Here is a 21,125-nt window from a genome sequence, read left to right on the forward strand (position 1 = left end):
GTGTTAGCATGTTGGTCTGGCACATAGTGTTGGATATCGTTGTTCCCGGAGTGAGGTTATACGCCTCCTCAAAGAAATGAAGGTTGTTCGATGCAGGTTACCGAGACACTTAATGAAGGACTGAAACGCGAAATTCAAGTCATGGTTCCAATGAAAGATTTGGAAGCGAAGTTAAACGAACGATTGGATGATACTAAAGGGAAAATCAAGTTGAATGGTTTTCGCCCTGGTAAAGTGCCTTCTAGTTATTTACGAAAAATGTACGGTAAATCTTTTATGGCTGAAGTTCTGAATGAAATCATTAATGATGCTCCTCGTTCTATTTTGGTTGATCGTAATGAGCGTTCAGCAGTGCAACCACAAATTGACATCAATGAAGATCAAAAAGTTCTAGATGGCGAGGCTGATTTTATTTTCAATTTAAAATATGAAGTTTTGCCAGAATTTGAAATTAAAGATTTTAAAGATATAGAAATCACTCGTGAAATTGCTGATGTTTCTGAACAGGAAATTGATGAGGAAGTAAAAAAAATTCTTTCTTCTACGCGTAGTTATTCGGAAGGGGATGCTCCTTCTGAAGAGGGTGATCGCGTTACAATCGATTATCTCGGAAAAATTGATGATGTCCCATTTGATGGTGGAACAGGTCATGATGTGCAATTGGTTCTTGGCTCGAACCAATTTATTCCTGGCTTTGAGGAACAGTTAGTTGGTGTAAAGGCTGGTGATACAAAAGCGATTTCTGTTAAGTTCCCTGATAATTATGGTGTCGCGCATTTAGCTGGTAAAGATGCAGTTTTTAACATCACTGTTAAGACTGTATCCAAACCAGATGAACTAAAAATTGATGATGAAGCAGCTAAAAAGCTTGGTTTAGAATCTCTCGACCGTCTGCGTGAAGTTGTTCAAGGGCAGATTGAAAATCAATATGGCTTAATGACGCGTCAAAAAATTAAACGTCAAATTCTTGATTCATTAGATGCTGATTATAATTTCGAGATTCCTGAGCGTCTTGTAGAAATTGAATTTAATAATATATGGGCTCAAGTTAATAGCGATCTACAAAAATCGGGTAGAAGCTTTGAAGATGAAAACACTACAGAGGAGAAAGCGCGGGAAGAATATCATATGCTTGCGCAGCGTCGTGTTCGTCTTGGTTTAGTGCTTTCTGAAATTGGGATGAAAGCTAATATTCAAGTCAGTGAAAGTGAGTTACAAACAGCAATTTTTGAGCAGGTTCGCCAATATCCTGGGCAAGAAAAAGAGATTATGAATTTTTTTCGTCGCACGCCAGAAGCTATCGCGAATTTACGTGCACCTATTTTTGAAGAAAAAGTTATTGATTATTTACTGACACATATAAAAATTAAAGATAAAAAAGTGACAGTTGAAGAATTGATGAAAGAATTTGATGAATCAGATGCAATCGAGAAAAGCTTAGTTAAGAAAAAAACTGCTTCAGATAACAAAAAATCTAACGAAATTAAGAAAAAATCTACAATGAAAAAAGTGTAAAAGAATAGGAAAGTGTAGCCAAAAAGAAAACACTTAAAAGTGTAATTTGTGAACTGATGAATGAATCTAATAAAACTGAGCCTTTTATTAGTTTTTTATGCTAGGTTTGCACTAATGGCCATTCTAGATTAGCCATTGGATGTGTTTAAAATATTGATAGTGGATTAACCAATGCAAATGATTGATATTCGTCCACCTGATCCTAGGCATTTTATTTCTGGATCTACAGGTGATTGGGAGGTTGTTATTGGCATGGAGGTTCATGCACAGATTGTGTCGGATTCGAAACTTTTTTCGGGTGCATCGACCAAATTTGGTGCTGAACCAAATAATCATGTGTCGCTTATTGATGCAGCTATGCCTGGTATGTTGCCTGTTGTTAATCAAGAATGTATTCGCCAAGCTATTCGAACTGGTTTAGGGCTAAAGGCTCAAATTAATTTGAAGTCTGTTTTTGATCGTAAGAATTATTTTTATCCAGATTTACCACAGGGATATCAGATTTCACAGTTTCATTATCCGATTGTCGGTGAAGGAAAAGTCACTATATCAATCGGGCCAGATTCAAATGGTCAATTTGAGGATGTTGAAATTGGAATTGAGAGGCTTCATCTTGAGCAAGATGCTGGAAAATCAATACATGATCAGCATCCAACAATGTCTTTTGTAGATCTTAATCGTTCTGGTGTAGCCTTAATGGAAATTGTTTCCAAGCCTGATATGCGTTCATCAGAAGAAGCTAAAGCTTATATAACAAAATTGCGGATGATTCTTCGCTATTTGGGTACTTGTGATGGCAATATGGATGAAGGCTCTATACGTGCAGATGTCAACGTATCAGTTCGCCGTCCTGGGGAGCCTTTGGGAACTCGTTGTGAAATTAAGAATGTTAATTCTATTCGTTTTATTGGTCAAGCGATAGAGTATGAAGCACGTCGTCAGATTGCAGTGCTAGAAGATGGCGGTGTAATAGATCCAGAGACTCGGCTCTTTGATGCAGCTAAATGTGAAACGCGGTCTATACGTTTAAAGGAAGAGGCTCATGACTATCGTTATTTTCCTGATCCTGATCTGTTGCCGTTGGAATTTGATCAAGCGTTTGTTGATGCTTTAGCTTCAGAATTGCCGGAGCTTCCGGATGATATAAAAGCGCGTTTTATCAATGACATGGGATTGACTGTTTATGATGCTTCTATTCTCATAACAGAAAAAGAAATTGCTGATTATTTTCAAAAAGTAGCACGTGGGCGTGATGGAAAAATGGTTGCTAATTGGGTGATCAATGATCTTTTAGGCGCTTTGAACAAAAATAATTGTAAAATTGAAGATACGCCAGTTAAACCAGACCAATTAGGAGCAATTATTGATCTGATAGAAGAAGGGATTATTTCTGGAAAAATTGCCAAGGATTTATTTGAGATTATTTGGCATGAAGGGGGGGATCTACGTCAAATTGTGGAAGAACGTGGTATGAAGCAGGTGACAGATACAGGGGCTATTCAAAGCGCTGTTGATGAAATTATGGCTAATAACCCGGATAAAGTTTCTCAGGCAAAAGAAAAACCTGCTTTAGTTGGTTGGTTTGTTGGGCAAGTTATGAAGGAAACAGGAGGCAAAGCTAATCCTCAAACTGTTAATAAACTAGTTAAAATGAAACTTGAAATAGATTAATCTCGTAAAGTAGAAAATATTTCTAATATGATATTTTCTCAGAGTGAGAACAATAAAAATTGAAAATTTGTTGTTCGAAAGAGTTTTTGATGGTATTTCATAAGAGTTTTCTTGCCTTTGGTGATTTTAAGAGTGATATGAGTTTACTTCGATGATTAAGCTCATGTATACACTAGAGAAGTGAGATAGAGAAAATGGCCGGTTTTTTAAAACAAACTTTTACGTGGTGGAATGGTAATACCATTAATACGCGCTTTTTTACGTGGCGTAAAGGGAGGCGTATAGGAGAAGATCAGTTTGGCAATATTTATTATGAAGGCGGTCATCATAAAGATGGTTATCCGCGCCGTTGGGTAATTTATAAAGATTTTTCTGAGGCTTCCACTATTCCTCCAGGTTGGCATGGCTGGATTCATCATCGTTGTGATATGCCACCTACAGAAGAGAATTATAAAGCACATGAGTGGGAAAAACCTCATAGTGAAAACATGACAGGAACAAAAGAAGCTTATCGACCAAAAGGGTCTATCGCTTATAGTGCTGAGCATCTTTCTGCGCGTAAAGATTATGATGCATGGTTTCCTAAAAAATAGAGTGTTTTAATTGATGTGTTATTTTGTTTCCTTAACTGGCCATATTTAGAGTCGAAGTTATTATTTAAATTAATTGATGTGGTGTTTATGAAGTTTTGTTTAGTATCAAAATTCAGGCATTTTTCTTGCGTTTTTTTAATGGGAATGGTGGGAGTCTTGTTGTGGGTAGGGAATATGCAAGCAAAACGTGTTAGCAATACGATTGCTGTTTTTTCTGGCCTCGATAAGATTACTGGTCGAACTACTCGTTTTGAGGTTCCTATTGATAGAGTTTATCAATTTGGTGCTTTGCAAGTAACGCCACGAATATGTTATACAAGTTCTGAGGATGAGCCCGCTCGTCCAGCTAGTTTTATTGAAGTCAATGAAGTAACATTGGATAAAAAAACGCAGCGTATTTTTACGGGATGGATATTTGCAGATAGTCCTGGTTTGAATGCAGTCGAGCATCCTATTTATGATGTATGGTTAAAAGATTGCAAATAAAATATCGTTAGTTTTCCCGCTGAATGATTTTCAAAGTAGTCATTCCTAGAATAAAACTGCATGCAAGGAAAAATTTTTAATTTTTTTAGAGTGTTATTGCTTTTATGTAAGCTTGACACAAGGATAGTTTTTTAAACTGTAATGGTCGCTTTTTAAACTTGATAGGCATCAATGATGTGCGCACCGTTACATTTAACAAAAAAATTGTTGGCTGCTGCACTTATGATAACCCTAGTAGGGTGCCAATTGTCAAATGAACCAACTATAAAGCATAGTTATGACATACAGGTCACAGAAGTAAGCTCAGGAAATTTTTATTACACCCATAATCCTTTAATTTTGCTTGAGATGCAAGCGAAGTGGGTTAGTAATCAAGGTTATGTTCTTGACATAACAACAACTTCGACTAATTCAGGTGATCTTAATTTAACTTTAGCATGGTCTCAAAATCGCAATTATCGTTATATTCCAGGCGAGAAATTAGTAATTATGTGTGTTATTGGTTGTACAGTGTCTGAAAAGGGACGCTTATTTATCCCTGAAGATGAATTTCATACATATGCACGTACGGGCTTTAAATTTCAATTGATAGGACGTGGTAATTCTGTAGATGGTTTTCTTGATGCACGTGCTTTTCGGCGTGTTTTGTATAAGATGCAAGTTTTACCACGCAAGTGATATCCGATATTGAGAAGTGCACACTAGAAAAATCTAGAATTGACGATTTTTTCATTATTATTGCAGTTGGTATACTGAGATTTTTTATAGTGGAGATTGTATGTAAAATGAAAATTACTCATTCTCAATATGATGATGCTTTATTGTCGCCAAATCGACCTAAAGAACCGTTATTGAATGTTCCTTTTATTATAATTTTTTTGATAGCATTTTGTTTTTTCATTTATTTTGTTTCTGATCAGCTTCATGCTAGAATTCTTGTGTTGTTTGCATTTATACCGGCTTTTTTTAAGGCTGATCCTGTAGGCTTTTCTCATACTGTTGTTAGTTATTCATTTATGCACGGTAGTTTAGGACATATTGCGCTTAATATGATTTGGCTTTTGGTTTTTGGGTCTCCTTTGGTAAGGCATTTAGGCAATTTACGTTTTTTAATTTTTTGGGTCTTAACAGCGGTTGCATCTGTATTAACTTATTTTATTTTTCATCAAAACAGTGAGATACCGCTTATTGGAGCATCAGGCGCGATTTCTGGAATGATGGGCGCTGCTGCACGTTACTTTTTTTCTACTTGTTCTAATTCTAGTACAAGAGATGGAAAATTTGAGGGACCTATATTGTCGATCAGGGAATCTCTCCATTCAAGGACTGTGCTTATTTATATTGGTGTGTGGTTTATGATTAATTTTATCACAGGCATATTTCCACATTTTAGCGAAGAAGATAATGTTTCAATAGCATGGGAAGCTCATGTTGGTGGTCTGATTTCAGGATTTTTATTGATTAGTTTTTTTAACATTCCATGGAGAAAATCAAAAATTACGGTCTAAGATATTTATGAGTTGCGTAAAGAGCAATTGTTGCTGCATTTGAAACATTTAATGATTTAATATTTCCAGGCATATCAAGGCGTGCCAATGCACAAACAGTTTCGCGTGTTTTTTTGCGCAAACCTTTTCCTTCTGCTCCTAAGATTAGGGCAATTTTTTGACCTGTTAATGCGATCTCTAGTGGTTTTCCGCCCTCTGAATCAAGTCCGAAGCTGATAAAATCAGCTTTATGGAGTTCTTTAAGTGCTTCAGCGAGGTTGCGTACAGTAATATAATCGATCATTTCCAAAGCTCCAGAAGCTGCTTTGGCAAGTACACCGCTTTCTTGCGGTGAGTGGCGATGAGTGGTAATGAGTGCTCCAGCTTTAAATGCAACTGCAGAACGCATAATGGCACCAACATTATGGGGGTCGGTAATTTGATCCATTACAACAACAAGATCAGTATGAGTAAGTTCGGATAAATGGCGTGATTTGAGAGGTTTAGTTTCTAAGACAACACCTTGATGCACTGCGTCACTTCCAATAAGGGTATCCAATTTTTTAGGCGAGCACAATTCTAGAAGACAAGGTGGATTTGATTCGACTATATTCAGCCGTTTTAAGGCGTTTGGTGTGGCATAGAGACATTCTAAGACCCTATTAGGATTTTGAAGAGCTGCATTAACCGCATGGATACCGTAAAGACGGATTTTTTCTGCTGTTAATGGAGAAGGGCCGTATTTGAAACGTGCTGAAGGTGAGGAAATAAAACCTTTTGTGTCACGATATTGGCGACGAAGGCTTGCAAAATAAGAATTTCTACGTGCTTTTTCTATCATATTTTTCTTATAATCCGTTAATCGAAAATATCGATAAAAAAAAGATAAATTTAAAGATTATTATCAGGAAATTTGTATAAAACTGTATTTATTTTGTTGACAGATACAAGACTAATCGTCATAACCGCTCCGCGACCGGTTGAATTTTAGAAAAATTGTTATTAAATGGTGATGGTTTTCGCAAAACTCTACTGATTTAATGGAGGGGTGCCCGAGTGGTTAAAGGGGGCGGACTGTAAATCCGTTGCGTATGCTACGTTGGTTCGAATCCAACCCCCTCCACCATTTATCAGATAGCGAGTTAGGATGCGGGTATAGCTCAATGGTAGAGCAGCAGCCTTCCAAGCTGAATATGCGGGTTCGATTCCCGCTACCCGCTCCAGATATTTGGGGATTAAGCAAAATCGTGGTAGAATTTTTTTCTATCGTGAATGAGGCGGACTTTTTTCGTCTTTTGGTGTAATAGTCGGACTGGTAATCAGCCCGGTAGAGTTTGGTTCTGAAGGCCTGTTTCACAGGTGCTAAGAGACAAGAGATCGACAACGATGGCAAAGAGCAAATTTGAACGTACGAAGCTGCATGTTAATATTGGCACGATTGGTCACGTTGACCATGGTAAGACGTCATTGACAGCAGCGATTACGAAGTATTTTGGTGAATTTAAAGCCTATGACCAAATTGATGCGGCCCCTGAAGAGCGGGCGCGTGGGATTACCATTTCTACTGCACATGTTGAATATGAAACAGATCAGCGTCACTATGCGCATGTTGATTGTCCTGGGCATGCAGACTATGTGAAGAATATGATCACAGGGGCAGCGCAAATGGATGGTGCTATTCTGGTGGTTTCTGCGGCAGATGGTCCAATGCCTCAGACCCGTGAGCATATTTTGTTAGCGCGTCAGGTTGGTGTTCCTGCGATTGTTGTTTTTTTGAATAAAGTTGATCAGGTTGATGATGCTGAGCTTTTGGAACTTGTTGAGCTTGAGGTTCGGGAGCTTCTTTCAAAATATGATTTTCCAGGGGATGATATACCGATTGTTAAGGGGTCAGCATTAGCTGCTCTTGAAGATTCGGATAAAAGCATAGGAGAGGATGCTGTTCGTCTTTTAATGAGTGAGGTTGATAGATATATACCGACCCCTGAGCGTCCAGTTGATCAATCATTTTTGATGCCGATAGAGGATGTGTTTTCGATTTCAGGGCGTGGAACGGTTGTAACCGGTCGTGTTGAGCGTGGAGTTGTTAAAGTTGGTGAAGAAATTGAGATTGTAGGGATACGTCCAACGTCTAAGACGACGGTTACTGGTGTTGAGATGTTTCGCAAGCTTTTGGATCAAGGTCAAGCCGGTGATAATATTGGTGCATTGCTTCGTGGTATTGACCGTGAGGGGATTGAGCGTGGTCAGGTTTTAGCGAAACCTGGTTCCGTGACTCCGCATACCAAATTTAAAGCGGAAGCTTATATTTTGACGAAAGACGAAGGGGGACGTCATACGCCGTTTTTTACGAATTATCGTCCTCAGTTTTATTTTCGTACGACAGATGTGACAGGGATTGTTACGCTTCCTGAAGGAACAGAAATGGTTATGCCTGGTGATAATGTTGCGATGGATGTATCTTTGATTGTTCCTATTGCCATGGAAGAGAAGCTTCGTTTTGCGATCCGTGAAGGGGGGCGTACTGTTGGGGCTGGTATCGTTTCTAAAATCATCGAGTAATTAGAATAATTGTTTAGGGATATATTGGGGGTGTTTTCCTTCTAAGAGTTAGGGGTATAGCTCAGTTGGTAGAGCGGCGGTCTCCAAAACCGTAGGTCGCGGGTTCAAATCCTGCTGCCCCTGCCGTGTTAATTGCTGTTTTAGTTGTATTGCTGAGTGAAAAGAAAGAAGAAGGTTAACTTCTTTTTTTACTTTTTTTGTATAAGACTTGTTTTTTTGTATATGAATCGGTATTGAATAGAAAATGAAAAGATCTCATAAAAAGGAGGAGAGATTTTTTTTATTTTTATATCATTTATTTATTGCATGATTTGTAATAAAATTGGGAAGAATATAGTGTAACTGATGATATCATGACCAATCCAATTGCCTTCTTAAAACAGGTTCGTGCAGAAATCACGAAAATAAAGTGGCCTACACGTCGTGAGACGGTTATTTCTACTGTTATGGTGCTGGTAGTGACGGCAGTTGCTTCAGCTTTCTTTTTTATTGTAGACCAGGTTATAAATTTTAGTGTGTGGCAGGGTATTGATCTCTTAAAGTATATTTTTGGTTGATCCTATAAGGAAGTGTGGCAGTGGTTGCTCGTTGGTATATTGTTCAAGCATATTCGAACTTTGAAAAAAAAGTGGCAGAGGCCATTAGTAAAGAGGCAAAGCAAAAAGGGCTTGATCATTTGTTTAAAAAGATCTTTGTTCCAATAGAGCGCGTTGTTGAAGTTCGTCGGGGGCGTAAAGTTGATTCTGAGCGCAAATTTTTTCCTGGTTATGTTCTTGTTTGTGCTGAATTGACGGATGATGTTTATCACCTTATTAAGAATACTCCTAAAGTAACTGGTTTTTTGGGTTCAGATGCACGACCTGTTCCTATTTCTGATAGAGAGGCTGAGCAAATTCTGCAACAGGTTCAGGAAGGCGTTGAGTCTCCGAAATCCTCTGTTACATTTGAAGTTGGTGAGCAGGTACGAGTAGCTGATGGGCCTTTTATTTCATTTAATGGTGTTGTTCAGGAAGTTGAAGAGGATCGTTCTCGTCTTAAAGTTGAGGTACTAATTTTTGGGCGTCCTACGCCTGTTGATTTAGAATTTGGTCAAGTTGAAAAACTTTGATTGAAATTGAAGTGATTTTTGATCACTTTAAATGATAGGTGGAAGGTGAATTTATGGTTTTTGCCAGCTTAATGATCCGGACCACCCAACTGCAGTGGGTATTTGGCATAATGAAGTGCCAGTTTATCGATGTTAAGTAAAGGCAGATTATTATGGCAAAAAAAAATGCAGGTCAGCTAAAATTGCAAGTTCCAGCAGGGGCAGCTACCCCTTCTCCGCCAATAGGTCCTGCTCTTGGGCAGCGTGGTATTAATATCATGGAGTTTTGTAAGGCGTTTAATGCAGCTACGCAAGAGATGGAAAAGGGAGCACCAATTCCAGTAGTTATTACTTATTATCAAGATAAGTCTTTCACATTTTCTTTAAAGACGCCTCCTGTGTCCTTTTTTTTGAAAAAGGAAGCAAATTTGAAATCTGGTTCAAAAGAGCCTGGTAAGGTGTTTGTAGGGACTATCTCTCGTGACAAGATTTGTTCAATCGCAGAAGCGAAAATGAAAGATCTTAACGCAAATAACATTGAAGCAGCGATGCGCATGATTGAAGGTTCTGCTCGCTCTATGGGTTTAGAAGTGGTAGGCTAATGTTATGGTAAAAATAGTGAAAAGAATAAAGAAAATTCGTGAAGGCATTAATTTTAATGAACTTTATACTTTAACAGATGCTGTTTCGATGGTTAAAGAGCGTGCAGTGGCTAAGTTTGACGAAACAATAGAGATTTCGATGAATTTGGGTGTCGATCCTCGTCATGCAGATCAAATGGTGCGTGGTGTTGCTCATCTTCCTAATGGGACAGGAAAAAATATTCGTGTTGCTGTTTTCGCGCGTGGTGATAAAGCTGAAGAGGCTAAAGCTGCTGGTGCTGATATTGTTGGTGCCGAAGATTTGTTTGAGACAGTTAACGGTGGGACGATAAATTTTGATCGTTGTATTGCAACACCAGATATGATGCCTCTTGTTGGTCGTCTCGGTAAGGTTCTTGGTCCAAGAAGTTTAATGCCAAATCCGAAAGTTGGAACTGTGACAACGGATATTGCTGGTGCTGTTAAAGCCTCTAAAGGAGGGGCTGTTGAATTTCGTGTTGAGAAGGCTGGAATTGTGCACGCTGGTGTTGGTAAGGCTTCTTTTGGAGCTGAGCAGCTCATAGAGAATATTAAAACTTTTGTTAGTGCGGTTATTAAGGCTAAGCCACAAGGTGCAAAAAGTGAATATATTAAGCGGGTTGCAGTTTCTTCAACGATGGGTATTGGGATTAAAGTTGATCTTGTAACGATTCGTTCAGAGTGAATTTTAAAAAATATGATCTTATTTCGGATTATATTTAAATTGTATTTGGGGTGTTGGTTTTTCTGACATCCACTTATCTGAGCTTTATTAAGCTCGGGTCATGCCGAAAGAAATTTCGGAATGTCCTGTCCGAGATTGTAGGTGATACTTTGGGTATCTTAATCGAAAGAAAGCCTACATGAGATTGAGATAAGAACTTTAGGGTTAAGAAACTAAAGGGATTTGAGTTAAGGTTACCTTTGATCGTTTGTGCGTGAAGAAGGGGACAGGATTCTCGTCGATGGCATAAAACTTTATGCTATTAAAGGTAATGAACAGGTTTTTTTTTAAGTAAACTTGTTAAATGGAGAAAGACAGTGAATAGAGCGGAAAAACGTGAATTTGTCACATGGCTTAACAAGATTTTTCAAGAGTCTGGTTCTGTCGTTGTTGCGCATTATTCTGGTTTGACAGTTTCACAGATGAGTGATCTTCGTTCAAAAATAGGTGAAGCTGGTGGTGCTGTTAAAGTTGCCAAAAACACTCTTGCTAAAATTGCTCTTCAGGGTACGAAATCTGAGTCGATGGCAAATTTATTCACCGGGCAAACACTTATTGCTTATTCAGAAGATCCAATTGTAGCACCGAAGGTTGCTGTTGATTTTGCAAAAGCCAATGATAAATTGGTTATCCTCGGTGGTTCGATGGGAGCAGTAAGTTTGAGTGTTGATGCTGTGAAGTCTTTGGCTTCATTGCCTTCACTGAACGAATTGCGGGCAAAGCTTGTGGGTATGATTTCTACACCTGCGACCCGTGTTGCTCAAGTTATCAAAGCACCCGCTGGTCAGGTTGCACGTGTAATTGGTGCCTATGCTCAAAAGGGGGAGGCTGCTTGAAGCCTGTGTTCGTAATTTATTTTACGAAATGGCTTTGGGACTTTTCTGTTTTTTTGGATAAGTTTAAATAATAATTCAAATCTTTTAATTTAAGGAATTTAAAACATGGCTGATCTAGCAAAGATCGTAGAAGACCTTTCTAACCTTACCGTTTTGGAAGCTGCTGAGCTTTCAAAATTACTTGAAGAAAAATGGGGAGTATCTGCTGCTGCTCCTGTAGCAGTTGCTGCTGTTGGTAGTGCTGCTGCTCCAGCTGCTGAAGAAAAGACAGAGTTTGATGTCGTTCTTGTTGATGGCGGTGCTCAGAAGATAAATGTCATTAAAGAAGTTCGAGCTCTTACTGGTCTTGGTCTTAAAGAAGCAAAAGACTTAGTTGAAGGAGCACCTAAGCCGATTAAAGAGGGTGTTTCTAAAGATGAAGCAGAAAAAATTAAAGCTCAACTTGAAGCGGCTGGTGCTAAAATTGAACTTAAATAATTTTTTATCAGCAGACATGTATTTCTTATGTCTGCTGATTTCTCCTTTTCGTTAAAGGAGTTTAATTGTTTCAGCCATTTCCTAACAGTTTATAGCTGTAGGGAAGTGAGTTGTATTTGTGAGAATTTAACAATTAAACCAAGTTAAAATTGGTTAAGGTGTATAGAATAAAAATAGTGCCTATTTGACAGGGTATTAAATAAACGGGTCTGTATGTGCAGACTAATGACGTAAAGCTTTCAAGGTTTAGTCTACTTTGAATAGTGAAAATCGAGGAGCGACGATGGCTCAGACTCTAGCAATGATGTCTCAATTCAATGGTCGTAAGCGCGTGCGCAAATTTTTTGGTAAGATTCCTGAAGTCGCAGAGATGCCGAATCTTATTGAGGTTCAGAAAGCGTCATATGATCAATTTCTCATGATTAAAGAGCCGAAAGGTGGGCGTCCAGATGAAGGTCTGCAAGCTGTTTTTAAATCGGTATTTCCTATTTCGGATTTTTCCGGTACAGCTATGCTCGAATTTGTGCGTTACGAATTTGATGCACCAAAGTTTGATGTTGAAGAATGTCGTCAGCGCGATCTAACTTATGCAGCACCATTAAAGGTGATATTACGCTTAATCGTATTTGATATTGATGAAGATACCGGTTCTAAAGATATTAAGGATATCAAAGAGCAGGGTGTCTATATGGGCGATATGCCTTTAATGACGAGTAATGGTACTTTTATCATTAACGGTACAGAGCGTGTTATTGTTTCGCAGATGCATCGTTCTCCCGGTGTGTTTTTTGATCATGATAAAGGAAAATCTCATTCGTCAGGAAAGGTTCTTTTTGCAGCCCGTGTAATTCCCTATCGTGGTTCTTGGTTAGATATTGAATTTGATGCGAAAGATATCGTTTATGCTCGCATTGATCGGAGACGAAAGATTCCGGTTACTAGCTTTCTGATGGCATTGGGTATGGATGCATCGGATATTTTGTCAACCTTTTATAATAAAGTTACTTATGAGCGGGTTGAAAGTGGGTGGCGTATTCCTTATTCAGTGGATCGCTTTAAGGGAGTAAAATTGGTTTCTGATCTTGTTGATGCAGAGAGTGGAGAGGTTGTTGCTGAGGCTGGTAAAAAGCTAACAGCTCGCACTGCAAAGCTTTTAGTAGAAAAGGGTCTAAAGGCGATTAGAGTCAGTGAAGATGAATTATTAGGGTCTTATTTAGCGGATGATATCGTTAATTATGAAACAGGTGAGATTTATCTTGAAGCTGGTGATGAAATTGATGAAAAAGTATTAAAAGTTTTATTTGATGTTGGTGCTAATCAAATCAATATTCTTGATATTGATCACATGAGTGTTGGAGCATATATCCGCAATACTTTAAAAGTAGATAAAAATGAAAGTCGGCAAGATGCGTTATTTGATATTTATCGGGTGATGCGTCCAGGAGAACCACCAACAATAGATACAGCGGAAGCTATGTTCCACTCGTTGTTTTTTGATTCTGAGCGTTATGATCTTTCGGCTGTTGGTCGTGTTAAGATGAATTTGCGTATGGGGCTTGATTGCCCTGATACGGTTCGTGTTTTGCGTCAAGAAGATATTATTGGTGTTGTTAAGATGCTGGTTGAATTGCGCGATGGCCGTGGTGAAATTGATGATATCGACAATCTTGGTAATCGTCGTGTTCGATCAGTTGGGGAATTGATGGAAAATCAATATCGGGTTGGTTTGCTTCGTATGGAGCGTGCGATAAAGGAACGCATGTCTTCAGTTGAAATTGATACTGTTATGCCACAAGATTTGATTAATGCGAAACCAGCTGCGGCAGCTGTTCGCGAGTTTTTTGGGTCTTCGCAATTATCGCAGTTTATGGATCAAACTAATCCATTATCAGAAATTACTCATAAACGTCGTCTTTCTGCTCTTGGGCCAGGTGGTTTAACTCGTGAGCGTGCAGGTTTTGAAGTGCGCGATGTGCATCCTACGCATTATGGTCGTATTTGTCCGATTGAAACGCCTGAAGGTCCAAATATTGGATTGATTAATTCTTTAGCGACTTTTGCGCGAGTTAATAAATATGGTTTCATTGAGAGTCCATATCGCAAAATTACCGATGGTAAAGTGACGACTGAGGTTGTTTATCTTTCTGCTATGGAAGAAGCAAAACATTATGTAGCTCAAGCCAATTCTTCACTAGATTCAGAAGGACGTTTCACAGAAGAGTTTGTAGTTTGTCGTCATGCAGGTGAAGTTTTGATGGTGCCACGTGATCACATAGATTTAATGGATGTTTCACCAAAACAGTTGGTTTCTGTAGCTGCTTCTCTTATTCCATTTTTGGAAAATGATGATGCGAATCGTGCGTTAATGGGATCAAACATGCAACGTCAAGCAGTTCCATTGATCCGTTCTGAAGCACCATTTGTTGGTACAGGTATGGAGGCAATAGTGGCTCGTGATTCAGGTGCTGCTATTAGTGCAAAACGTGGTGGTATTGTTGATCAAGTTGATGCAACACGTATTGTTATTCGTGCAACAGAAGATTTAGATCCTTCAAAATCTGGTGTTGATATTTATCGCTTGCAAAAATTTCAGCGTTCCAATCAATCTACATGTATTAATCAGCGTCCTCTTGTACATGTTGGTGACCGGATAGAAAAGGGTGATATCATTGCTGATGGTCCATCAACTGATCTTGGTGATTTAGCTCTTGGGCGGAATGTTCTTGTAGCATTTATGCCTTGGAATGGGTACAATTACGAAGACTCTATTTTGCTTTCTGAGCGTATCGTTGCTGATGATGTATTTACTTCGATTCATATTGAAGAATTTGAAGTTGCTGCACGTGATATGAAACTTGGGCCGGAAGAGATTACTCGTGATATTCCTAATGTTGCAGAAGAGGCATTAAGGAATCTTGATGAAGCTGGTATTGTCTATATTGGTGCTGAAGTTCAACCTGGTGATATTTTGGTTGGTAAAATTACCCCAAAAGGCGAAAGCCCAATGACACCAGAAGAAAAGCTTTTGCGTGCAATTTTTGGTGAAAAGGCCTCAGATGTTCGTGATACTTCTATGCGAATGCCTCCAGGAACTTTTGGGACTGTTGTAGAGGTTCGTGTTTTTAACCGTCATGGTGTAGAAAAAGATGAACGCGCAATGGAGATTGAGCGTGAAGAAATTGAGCGTTTAGCTAAAGATAGAGATGATGAACAGTCGATTCTTGATAGGAATGTTTATGCGCGTCTTGCAGGTATGTTAAAAGACAAGAGTGCAATAAGAGGTCCAAAAGGGTTTGAAAAAGGCCAGAAAATTGATAGCACAGTACTGAATAATTATCCACGGTCACAATGGTGGCAATTTGCTGTTGATGATGAAAAGGTTCAAAATAAAATTGAAGCTTTGTGCAATCAATATGATGAGTCGAAAGAGGCGTTACAACGTCGCTTTATGGATAAGGTCGAAAAAGTTCAACGGGGCGATGAGATGCCTCCTGGCGTCATGAAAATGGTAAAAGTTTTTGTGGCTGTGAAGCGCAAAATTCAACCTGGTGATAAAATGGCAGGACGTCACGGTAATAAGGGAGTTGTATCGCGTATTCTTCCGGTGGAAGATATGCCATTTCTTGAAGATGGAACCCATGCTGATATTGTATTGAATCCATTAGGTGTTCCTAGCCGTATGAATGTTGGTCAAATTCTTGAAACACATCTTGGTTGGGCATGCGCAGGTATGGGAAAAAAGATTGGAGATTTGGTAGACTTTTATCAAGAAACTGGAGATATACTTCCTCTGCGTCAGCGTATTGAAAATCTCATTCCTGATAATGATCGTAATGAGCCAGTACGTCAGTATGATGATGAAAGTCTTGTTAAATTGGCGCATCAGATGAGAAAGGGTGTTTCAATTGCAACGCCTGTTTTTGATGGAGCGCATGAAGCTGATATTAATGCGATGCTAGAAGATGCAGGTTTAGATAGTTCTGGACAGGTTACACTTTATGATGGTCGTACTGGAGAGCCTTTTGATCGTCAGGTGACAGTAGGTTATATCTATATGCTTAAATTGCATCATCTTGTTGATGATAAGATTCATGCTCGTTCAATAGGACCTTATTCACTTGTTACACAACAGCCATTAGGTGGTAAAGCGCAATTTGGTGGTCAGCGTTTTGGTGAAATGGAAGTTTGGGCTCTTGAGGCTTACGGTGCTGCGTATACTTTGCAAGAGATGCTGACAGTTAAATCAGATGACGTAGCGGGTCGTACAAAAGTTTATGAAGCAATTGTTCGTGGTGATGATACTTTTGAAGCAAGTATACCTGAAAGCTTTAACGTTCTGATCAAAGAAATGCGTTCACTTGGTTTGAATGTAAAGCTTGGCGATGCACGTGAATTTATGGCGCAGCAAGCATTACCTGAAGTGGTAGAAAATTAGTTGTAAGAGCGCACTGAGAATTGTGCGCTCTGATTTTCCTTAAAAACTCTAATAAAGAAGTTTTTAAAAGATAATAATACAGACGATTTTTGCAGTAGAAATGAATTTCTAGTAAAGCTGTGATAGAAGGAAGAGCTTAAGAATCTTCAAAGGAGAACGGAATGAACCACGAGGTTATGAATCTTTTCAATCCTCAAGCGCTAGCACAGATATTTGACTCTATTCGTATATCGATTGCGAGTCCTGAAAATATTCTATCCTGGTCGTACGGTGAGATCAAAAAGCCAGAAACTATTAATTACCGTACGTTTAAACCAGAGCGCGATGGTCTTTTTTGTGCGCGTATATTTGGCCCTATTAAAGACTATGAATGTCTTTGTGGCAAATATAAACGTATGAAATACAAAGGCATTATTTGTGAAAAATGTGGTGTAGAAGTTACCCTTTCGCGAGTACGCCGTGAGCGCATGGGGCATATTGAGCTTGCAGCGCCAGTTGCTCATATTTGGTTTCTTAAATCACTACCAGGCCGCATATCTACTCTTTTAGATTTAACTTTGAAGGATATTGAAAGGATTCTGTATTTTGAAAGTTATATTGTAACAGAACCCGGGTTAACATCTCTTAAGCTACACCAGCTTCTTTCTGAAGAAGAATATATGCTTGCTATTGATAAGTTTGGAGAAGATCAATTCACGGCGATGATTGGTGCTGAGGCTATTTATGATCTTCTCGCTGGGATGGAGTTAGATAAAATTGCGAACGATTTGCATGCTGAATTAGCAGAAACGACTTCAGAGTTAAAGCAAAAAAAGCTCATTAAGCGGCTTAAAATTGTTGAAAATTTTCTTGAATCTGGTAATAAACCAGAATGGATGATTATGAAAACAATTCCGGTTATTCCACCGGATTTACGTCCGCTGGTTCCGCTTGATGGTGGACGTTTTGCAACATCGGATTTAAATGATCTCTACCGGCGTGTTATAAATCGTAATAATCGTTTGAAGCGGCTTATTGAATTGCGTGCTCCTGGAATTATTGTGCGTAATGAAAAACGTATGGTGCAGGAAGCTGTTGATGCGTTATTTGATAATGGCCGCCGTGGCCGTGTGATTACAGGGGCAAATAAGCGTCCATTAAAGTCACTTTCAGATATGCTGAAGGGTAAACAGGGACGTTTCCGTCAAAATTTACTTGGGAAGCGTGTTGATTATTCAGGTCGTTCTGTTATCGTGACGGGACCTGAATTGAAGTTGCATCAATGCGGTCTTCCGAAAAAGATGGCTCTTGAGTTGTTCAAGCCATTTATTTATGCGCGGCTTGATGCAAAGGGCTATTCATCCACTGTGAAGCAGGCAAAGAAGCTTGTTGAAAAAGAACATCCAGAAGTTTGGGATATTTTGGATGAAGTTATTCGTGAACATCCTGTTTTGCTTAATCGTGCGCCGACACTTCACCGTTTGGGGATTCAGGCCTTTGAGCCCGTGTTGATTGAGGGGAAAGCAATACAACTTCATCCACTCGTTTGTACTGCTTTTAATGCAGATTTTGATGGTGATCAGATGGCGGTTCACGTTCCGCTTTCGCTTGAAGCACAGCTGGAAGCTCGTGTTTTGATGATGTCGACTAATAATATTCTTCATCCAGCCAATGGTGCGCCAATTATTGTTCCATCGCAAGACATGGTTCTTGGTCTTTACTATCTTTCGATTGTTTCTGAAAAAGAACCAGGAGAGGGGATGGCTTTCGCTGATATGGGTGAGCTACATCACGCTTTGGAGAATAAAGTCGTAACTCTTCATACGAAAATTAAAGGTCGTTTTAAAAATATTGATAAAGATGGAAAAGAAGTTGCTCAACTCTACGATACGACGCCTGGTCGTTTAATTATTGGTGAATTGTTGCCAAAAAATCCAAATATTTCGTTTGATATCGTCAATCAGGAAATGACCAAAAAGAATCTTTCTAAGATGATTGATCAAGTTTATCGGCATTGTGGGCAAAAAGAGACAGTTGTTTTCTGTGATCGTATTATGCAACTTGGTTTTTCTCATGCATGTCGTGCTGGGATTTCATTTGGTAAAGACGATATGGTTATTCCTGAGAGTAAGTCACGTCTGGTTGCAGAAACGGAAGCTTTGGTTAAAGAATATGAACAGCAATATGATGACGGTTTAATTACACAAGGTGAAAAGTATAATAAGGTTGTTGATGCGTGGGGTAAGTGCACTGATCGTATTGCAGATGAAATGATGAAGGGGATTCAAGCTGTTAAATTTGATCCTAAAACAGGTCGTCAGCAGAGAATGAATTCGATTTATATGATGTCGCATTCTGGTGCACGTGGTTCTGCTAATCAGATGAGACAGTTAGCTGGTATGCGTGGATTGATGGCAAAGCCATCAGGTGAAATTATTGAAACACCAATCATTTCCAATTTTAAGGAAGGTCTGACTGTTAATGAGTATTTTAACTCAACGCATGGTGCGCGTAAGGGGCTTGCTGACACTGCGTTGAAAACTGCTAACTCAGGTTATTTAACACGGCGTCTTGTTGACGTTGCCCAGGATGCTATTATTTCAGCAGTTGATTGTGGTACTATTAAGGGGCTTACCATGCAGCCAATTATTGATGCAGGACAAATTGTTGCATCACTTGGTCAAAGAATTCTTGGTCGTACAGCACTTCTTGATATTTTGCATCCAGTTTCTGGTGAAGTCATTATTGAGGGAGGGACAATGATTGAGGAAGCTGATGTTCTTAAAATTGAAGAGGCTAGAATTCAATCAGTTCAGATCCGTTCTGCTTTGACATGTGAGACGCGTCTTGGTGTTTGCGCTAAATGCTATGGTCGTGATTTGGCACGTGGAACACCGGTTAATCAGGGTGAAGCGGTTGGTGTTATTGCAGCTCAATCGATTGGTGAACCAGGAACACAGCTTACTATGCGTACTTTCCACTTAGGTGGAACAGCGCAGGTTGTTGACTCATCTTATTTTGAATCCTCTTATGAAGGTATAGTAGAACTTCGTAATCGCAATGTTGTTCGCAATTCTGAAGGGCATTTGGTTGTGATGGGACGCAATATGGCTGTTCTTATCAAAGATGAAAACGGTAAAGAGCGTGCTGTTCATCGTATTAGCTATGGTGCGCGTCTCTTTGTTGATGATGGTGATATTATTAAACGTGGTCAGCGTATAGCTGAGTGGGATCCTTACACTCGTCCGATTCTAACTGAAGTTGATGGTTATGTGGGGTTTGAAGATATGGTTGATGGTTTATCAGTTACTGAAACAACTGATGAATCGACAGGAATTACAAAACGTCAGGTGATTGATTGGCGTGTTAACCCACGTGGTGCTGATCTAAAACCAGCAATGATTATTCACTCAGATAAACAAGGTAAGAATATTGCTAAATTGCACAAAGGAGGAGAAGCCCGTTATGTGATGTCAGTGGAAACTATTCTTTCTGTTGAACCTGGTTCGCATGTTAAGGCAGGCGATGTTATCGCACGCTTACCAATGGAAAGCGCCAAGACAAAAGATATTACAGGTGGTTTGCCGCGTGTAGCTGAGCTTTTTGAAGCACGGCGTCCAAAGGATCATGCTATCATTGCTGAAATTAGTGGTACGGTTCGGTTTGGTCGTGGTTACAAGAATAAGCGTCGTATTATTATTGAGCCTAATGATGAGACACTTGAACCAGTAGAATATTTGATCCCAAAGGGTAAGTTGTTCCATCTGCAAGAGGGTGATAAAATTGAAAAAGGTGATTATATCTTAGATGGTAATCCAGCACCTCATGATATTTTGGCGATTAAAGGTGTTGAAGCTTTGGCATCTTATCTGGTTAATGAAATTCAGGAAGTTTATCGTTTGCAGGGTGTTTTGATTAATGATAAACATATTGAAGTCATTGTTCGTCAGATGTTGCAAAAGGTTGAAATTACTGAATCAGGAGATTCTGATTATATTCCAGGTGACAATGTTGACCGCATTGAATTAGACGAAATTAATGATCATTTGATTGCAGAAGGTAAAAAACCTGCTTCTGGTACTCCTATACTTCTTGGAATTACGAAAGCATCTCTTCAGACACCGTCCTTCATTTCGGCAGCATCATTTCAGGAGACAACTCGGGTTCTTACTGAAGCAGCGGTTTCTGGCAAAATTGATACTTTACAAGGGCTTAAGGAAAATGTCATCGTCGGTAGGCTTATTCCTGCAGGTACGGGTGGTACAATCGCTCAAATTCGTCGTATTGCTACTGTTCGTGATGATTTGATTGTAGATGAACAGCGCAAATCTAGCAATGATGGAATATCTAAAGCTATGTTAACAGATATGACAGCAAATGCGGCCGCTGAATAATTTTAATAGATGTTAGAAAAAATGTGAAAACGCCTGAATGAAATTCAGGCGTTTTTTATGCTTTAGAATGCGGGAATAAATAGAAGTTTTTTCATAAATAAATATGATTATAAAAATTATAAGGTGATTATAATTTAAAAGAATTCTTGTTGTTGATTATATTCATGAGGTTTATCGAAATGGTAGATATCCAAAATTGATTGGAGCTACATAATACGTACAAGATAAAATTTTTGGATTGAGGGTAGTTTGTTTTAAT

At 39.0% G+C, this 21,125-nt stretch carries 16 protein-coding genes and 3 tRNA genes; 18 read left to right on the plus strand and 1 reads right to left on the minus strand.

The genetic code is table 11. The features are described 5' to 3' along the window. The first annotated feature begins 90 nt into the window (after positions 1 to 90). The 6 genes from tig to BARBAKC583_RS02690 all read left to right on the plus strand — a co-directional run bounded on the left by tig (position 91) and on the right by BARBAKC583_RS02690 (position 5,773). On the plus strand, positions 91 to 1,515 hold the full coding sequence (gene tig / locus BARBAKC583_RS02660; protein WP_005766695.1) for a trigger factor: 1,425 nt from the start codon (positions 91 to 93) through the stop codon (positions 1,513 to 1,515). Positions 1,516 to 1,686: 171 nt separating this feature from the next. Further along, positions 1,687 to 3,186 carry an Asp-tRNA(Asn)/Glu-tRNA(Gln) amidotransferase subunit GatB gene (gatB, locus tag BARBAKC583_RS02665; protein WP_005766696.1) on the plus strand — a complete coding sequence of 500 codons (1,500 nt, stop codon included), beginning with the start codon at positions 1,687 to 1,689 and terminating at the stop codon, positions 3,184 to 3,186. A 194-nt stretch (positions 3,187 to 3,380) separates the two neighbouring features. Further along, complete coding sequence (locus BARBAKC583_RS02670) at positions 3,381 to 3,779, plus strand: NADH:ubiquinone oxidoreductase subunit NDUFA12 (protein WP_005766698.1); 399 nt, start codon at positions 3,381 to 3,383, stop codon at positions 3,777 to 3,779. Positions 3,780 to 3,866: 87 nt separating this feature from the next. Then, positions 3,867 to 4,265, plus strand: coding sequence for a DUF2155 domain-containing protein (locus BARBAKC583_RS02680; RefSeq protein WP_011807338.1), 399 nt, complete (start codon positions 3,867 to 3,869; stop codon positions 4,263 to 4,265). Between the two features lie 171 nt (positions 4,266 to 4,436). Then, positions 4,437 to 4,943, plus strand: a complete 507-nt coding sequence (locus tag BARBAKC583_RS02685; protein WP_225866732.1) for a hypothetical protein — start codon at positions 4,437 to 4,439, stop codon at positions 4,941 to 4,943. 107 nt (positions 4,944 to 5,050) lie between these two features. Continuing rightward, positions 5,051 to 5,773 (plus strand): rhomboid family intramembrane serine protease, encoded by a 723-nt coding sequence (locus BARBAKC583_RS02690; protein WP_005766704.1) that lies wholly within the window; start codon positions 5,051 to 5,053, stop codon positions 5,771 to 5,773. Here BARBAKC583_RS02690 and BARBAKC583_RS02695 read toward each other — a convergent pair. After that, positions 5,763 to 6,593 carry a TrmH family RNA methyltransferase gene (locus BARBAKC583_RS02695; RefSeq protein WP_005766706.1) on the minus strand — a complete coding sequence of 277 codons (831 nt, stop codon included), beginning with the start codon at positions 6,591 to 6,593 and terminating at the stop codon, positions 5,763 to 5,765. The two genes, BARBAKC583_RS02690 and BARBAKC583_RS02695, sit on opposite strands and share 11 nt — an antisense overlap. A gap of 201 nt (positions 6,594 to 6,794) precedes the next feature. On the opposite strand from BARBAKC583_RS02695, the gene BARBAKC583_RS02700 reads away from it, so the two are divergent. From BARBAKC583_RS02700 to rpoC, 12 genes are all read left to right on the plus strand, one after another. Next, positions 6,795 to 6,878, plus strand: a tRNA-Tyr gene (locus BARBAKC583_RS02700). A 23-nt stretch (positions 6,879 to 6,901) separates the two neighbouring features. Beyond that, positions 6,902 to 6,975 (plus strand) — tRNA-Gly (locus tag BARBAKC583_RS02705). Positions 6,976 to 7,138: 163 nt separating this feature from the next. Then, complete coding sequence (tuf, locus tag BARBAKC583_RS02710; protein WP_005766708.1) at positions 7,139 to 8,314, plus strand: elongation factor Tu; 1,176 nt, start codon at positions 7,139 to 7,141, stop codon at positions 8,312 to 8,314. 50 nt (positions 8,315 to 8,364) lie between these two features. Beyond that, positions 8,365 to 8,437 (plus strand) — tRNA-Trp (locus BARBAKC583_RS02715). 230 nt (positions 8,438 to 8,667) lie between these two features. Next, complete coding sequence (gene secE / locus BARBAKC583_RS02720; protein WP_005766710.1) at positions 8,668 to 8,871, plus strand: preprotein translocase subunit SecE; 204 nt, start codon at positions 8,668 to 8,670, stop codon at positions 8,869 to 8,871. Positions 8,872 to 8,891: 20 nt separating this feature from the next. Beyond that, complete coding sequence (gene nusG, locus BARBAKC583_RS02725; RefSeq protein ID WP_005766712.1) at positions 8,892 to 9,422, plus strand: transcription termination/antitermination protein NusG; 531 nt, start codon at positions 8,892 to 8,894, stop codon at positions 9,420 to 9,422. Between the two features lie 152 nt (positions 9,423 to 9,574). Next, complete coding sequence (gene rplK, locus BARBAKC583_RS02730) at positions 9,575 to 10,003, plus strand: 50S ribosomal protein L11 (RefSeq protein WP_005766713.1); 429 nt, start codon at positions 9,575 to 9,577, stop codon at positions 10,001 to 10,003. A 4-nt stretch (positions 10,004 to 10,007) separates the two neighbouring features. Beyond that, entirely contained in the window at positions 10,008 to 10,706 is a 699-nt protein-coding gene (gene rplA / locus BARBAKC583_RS02735) for a 50S ribosomal protein L1 (protein WP_005766715.1), read from the plus strand. A gap of 356 nt (positions 10,707 to 11,062) precedes the next feature. After that, entirely contained in the window at positions 11,063 to 11,581 is a 519-nt protein-coding gene (rplJ, locus tag BARBAKC583_RS02740) for a 50S ribosomal protein L10 (protein WP_005766717.1), read from the plus strand. 105 nt (positions 11,582 to 11,686) lie between these two features. Then, positions 11,687 to 12,058, plus strand: coding sequence for a 50S ribosomal protein L7/L12 (gene rplL / locus BARBAKC583_RS02745; RefSeq protein WP_005766718.1), 372 nt, complete (start codon positions 11,687 to 11,689; stop codon positions 12,056 to 12,058). Positions 12,059 to 12,341: 283 nt separating this feature from the next. Next, complete coding sequence (gene rpoB / locus BARBAKC583_RS02750; RefSeq protein ID WP_005766719.1) at positions 12,342 to 16,493, plus strand: DNA-directed RNA polymerase subunit beta; 4,152 nt, start codon at positions 12,342 to 12,344, stop codon at positions 16,491 to 16,493. Between the two features lie 161 nt (positions 16,494 to 16,654). Further along, a complete protein-coding gene (gene rpoC / locus BARBAKC583_RS02755; protein ID WP_005766721.1) occupies positions 16,655 to 20,866 on the plus strand; it encodes a DNA-directed RNA polymerase subunit beta' in 4,212 nt (1,403 codons plus the stop codon). The last annotated feature ends 259 nt before the right edge of the window (positions 20,867 to 21,125 follow it).

Origin of the sequence: Bartonella bacilliformis KC583 (assembly GCF_000015445.1) — a bacterium.
GTDB classification, from domain to species: Bacteria; Pseudomonadota; Alphaproteobacteria; order Rhizobiales; family Rhizobiaceae; genus Bartonella; species Bartonella bacilliformis.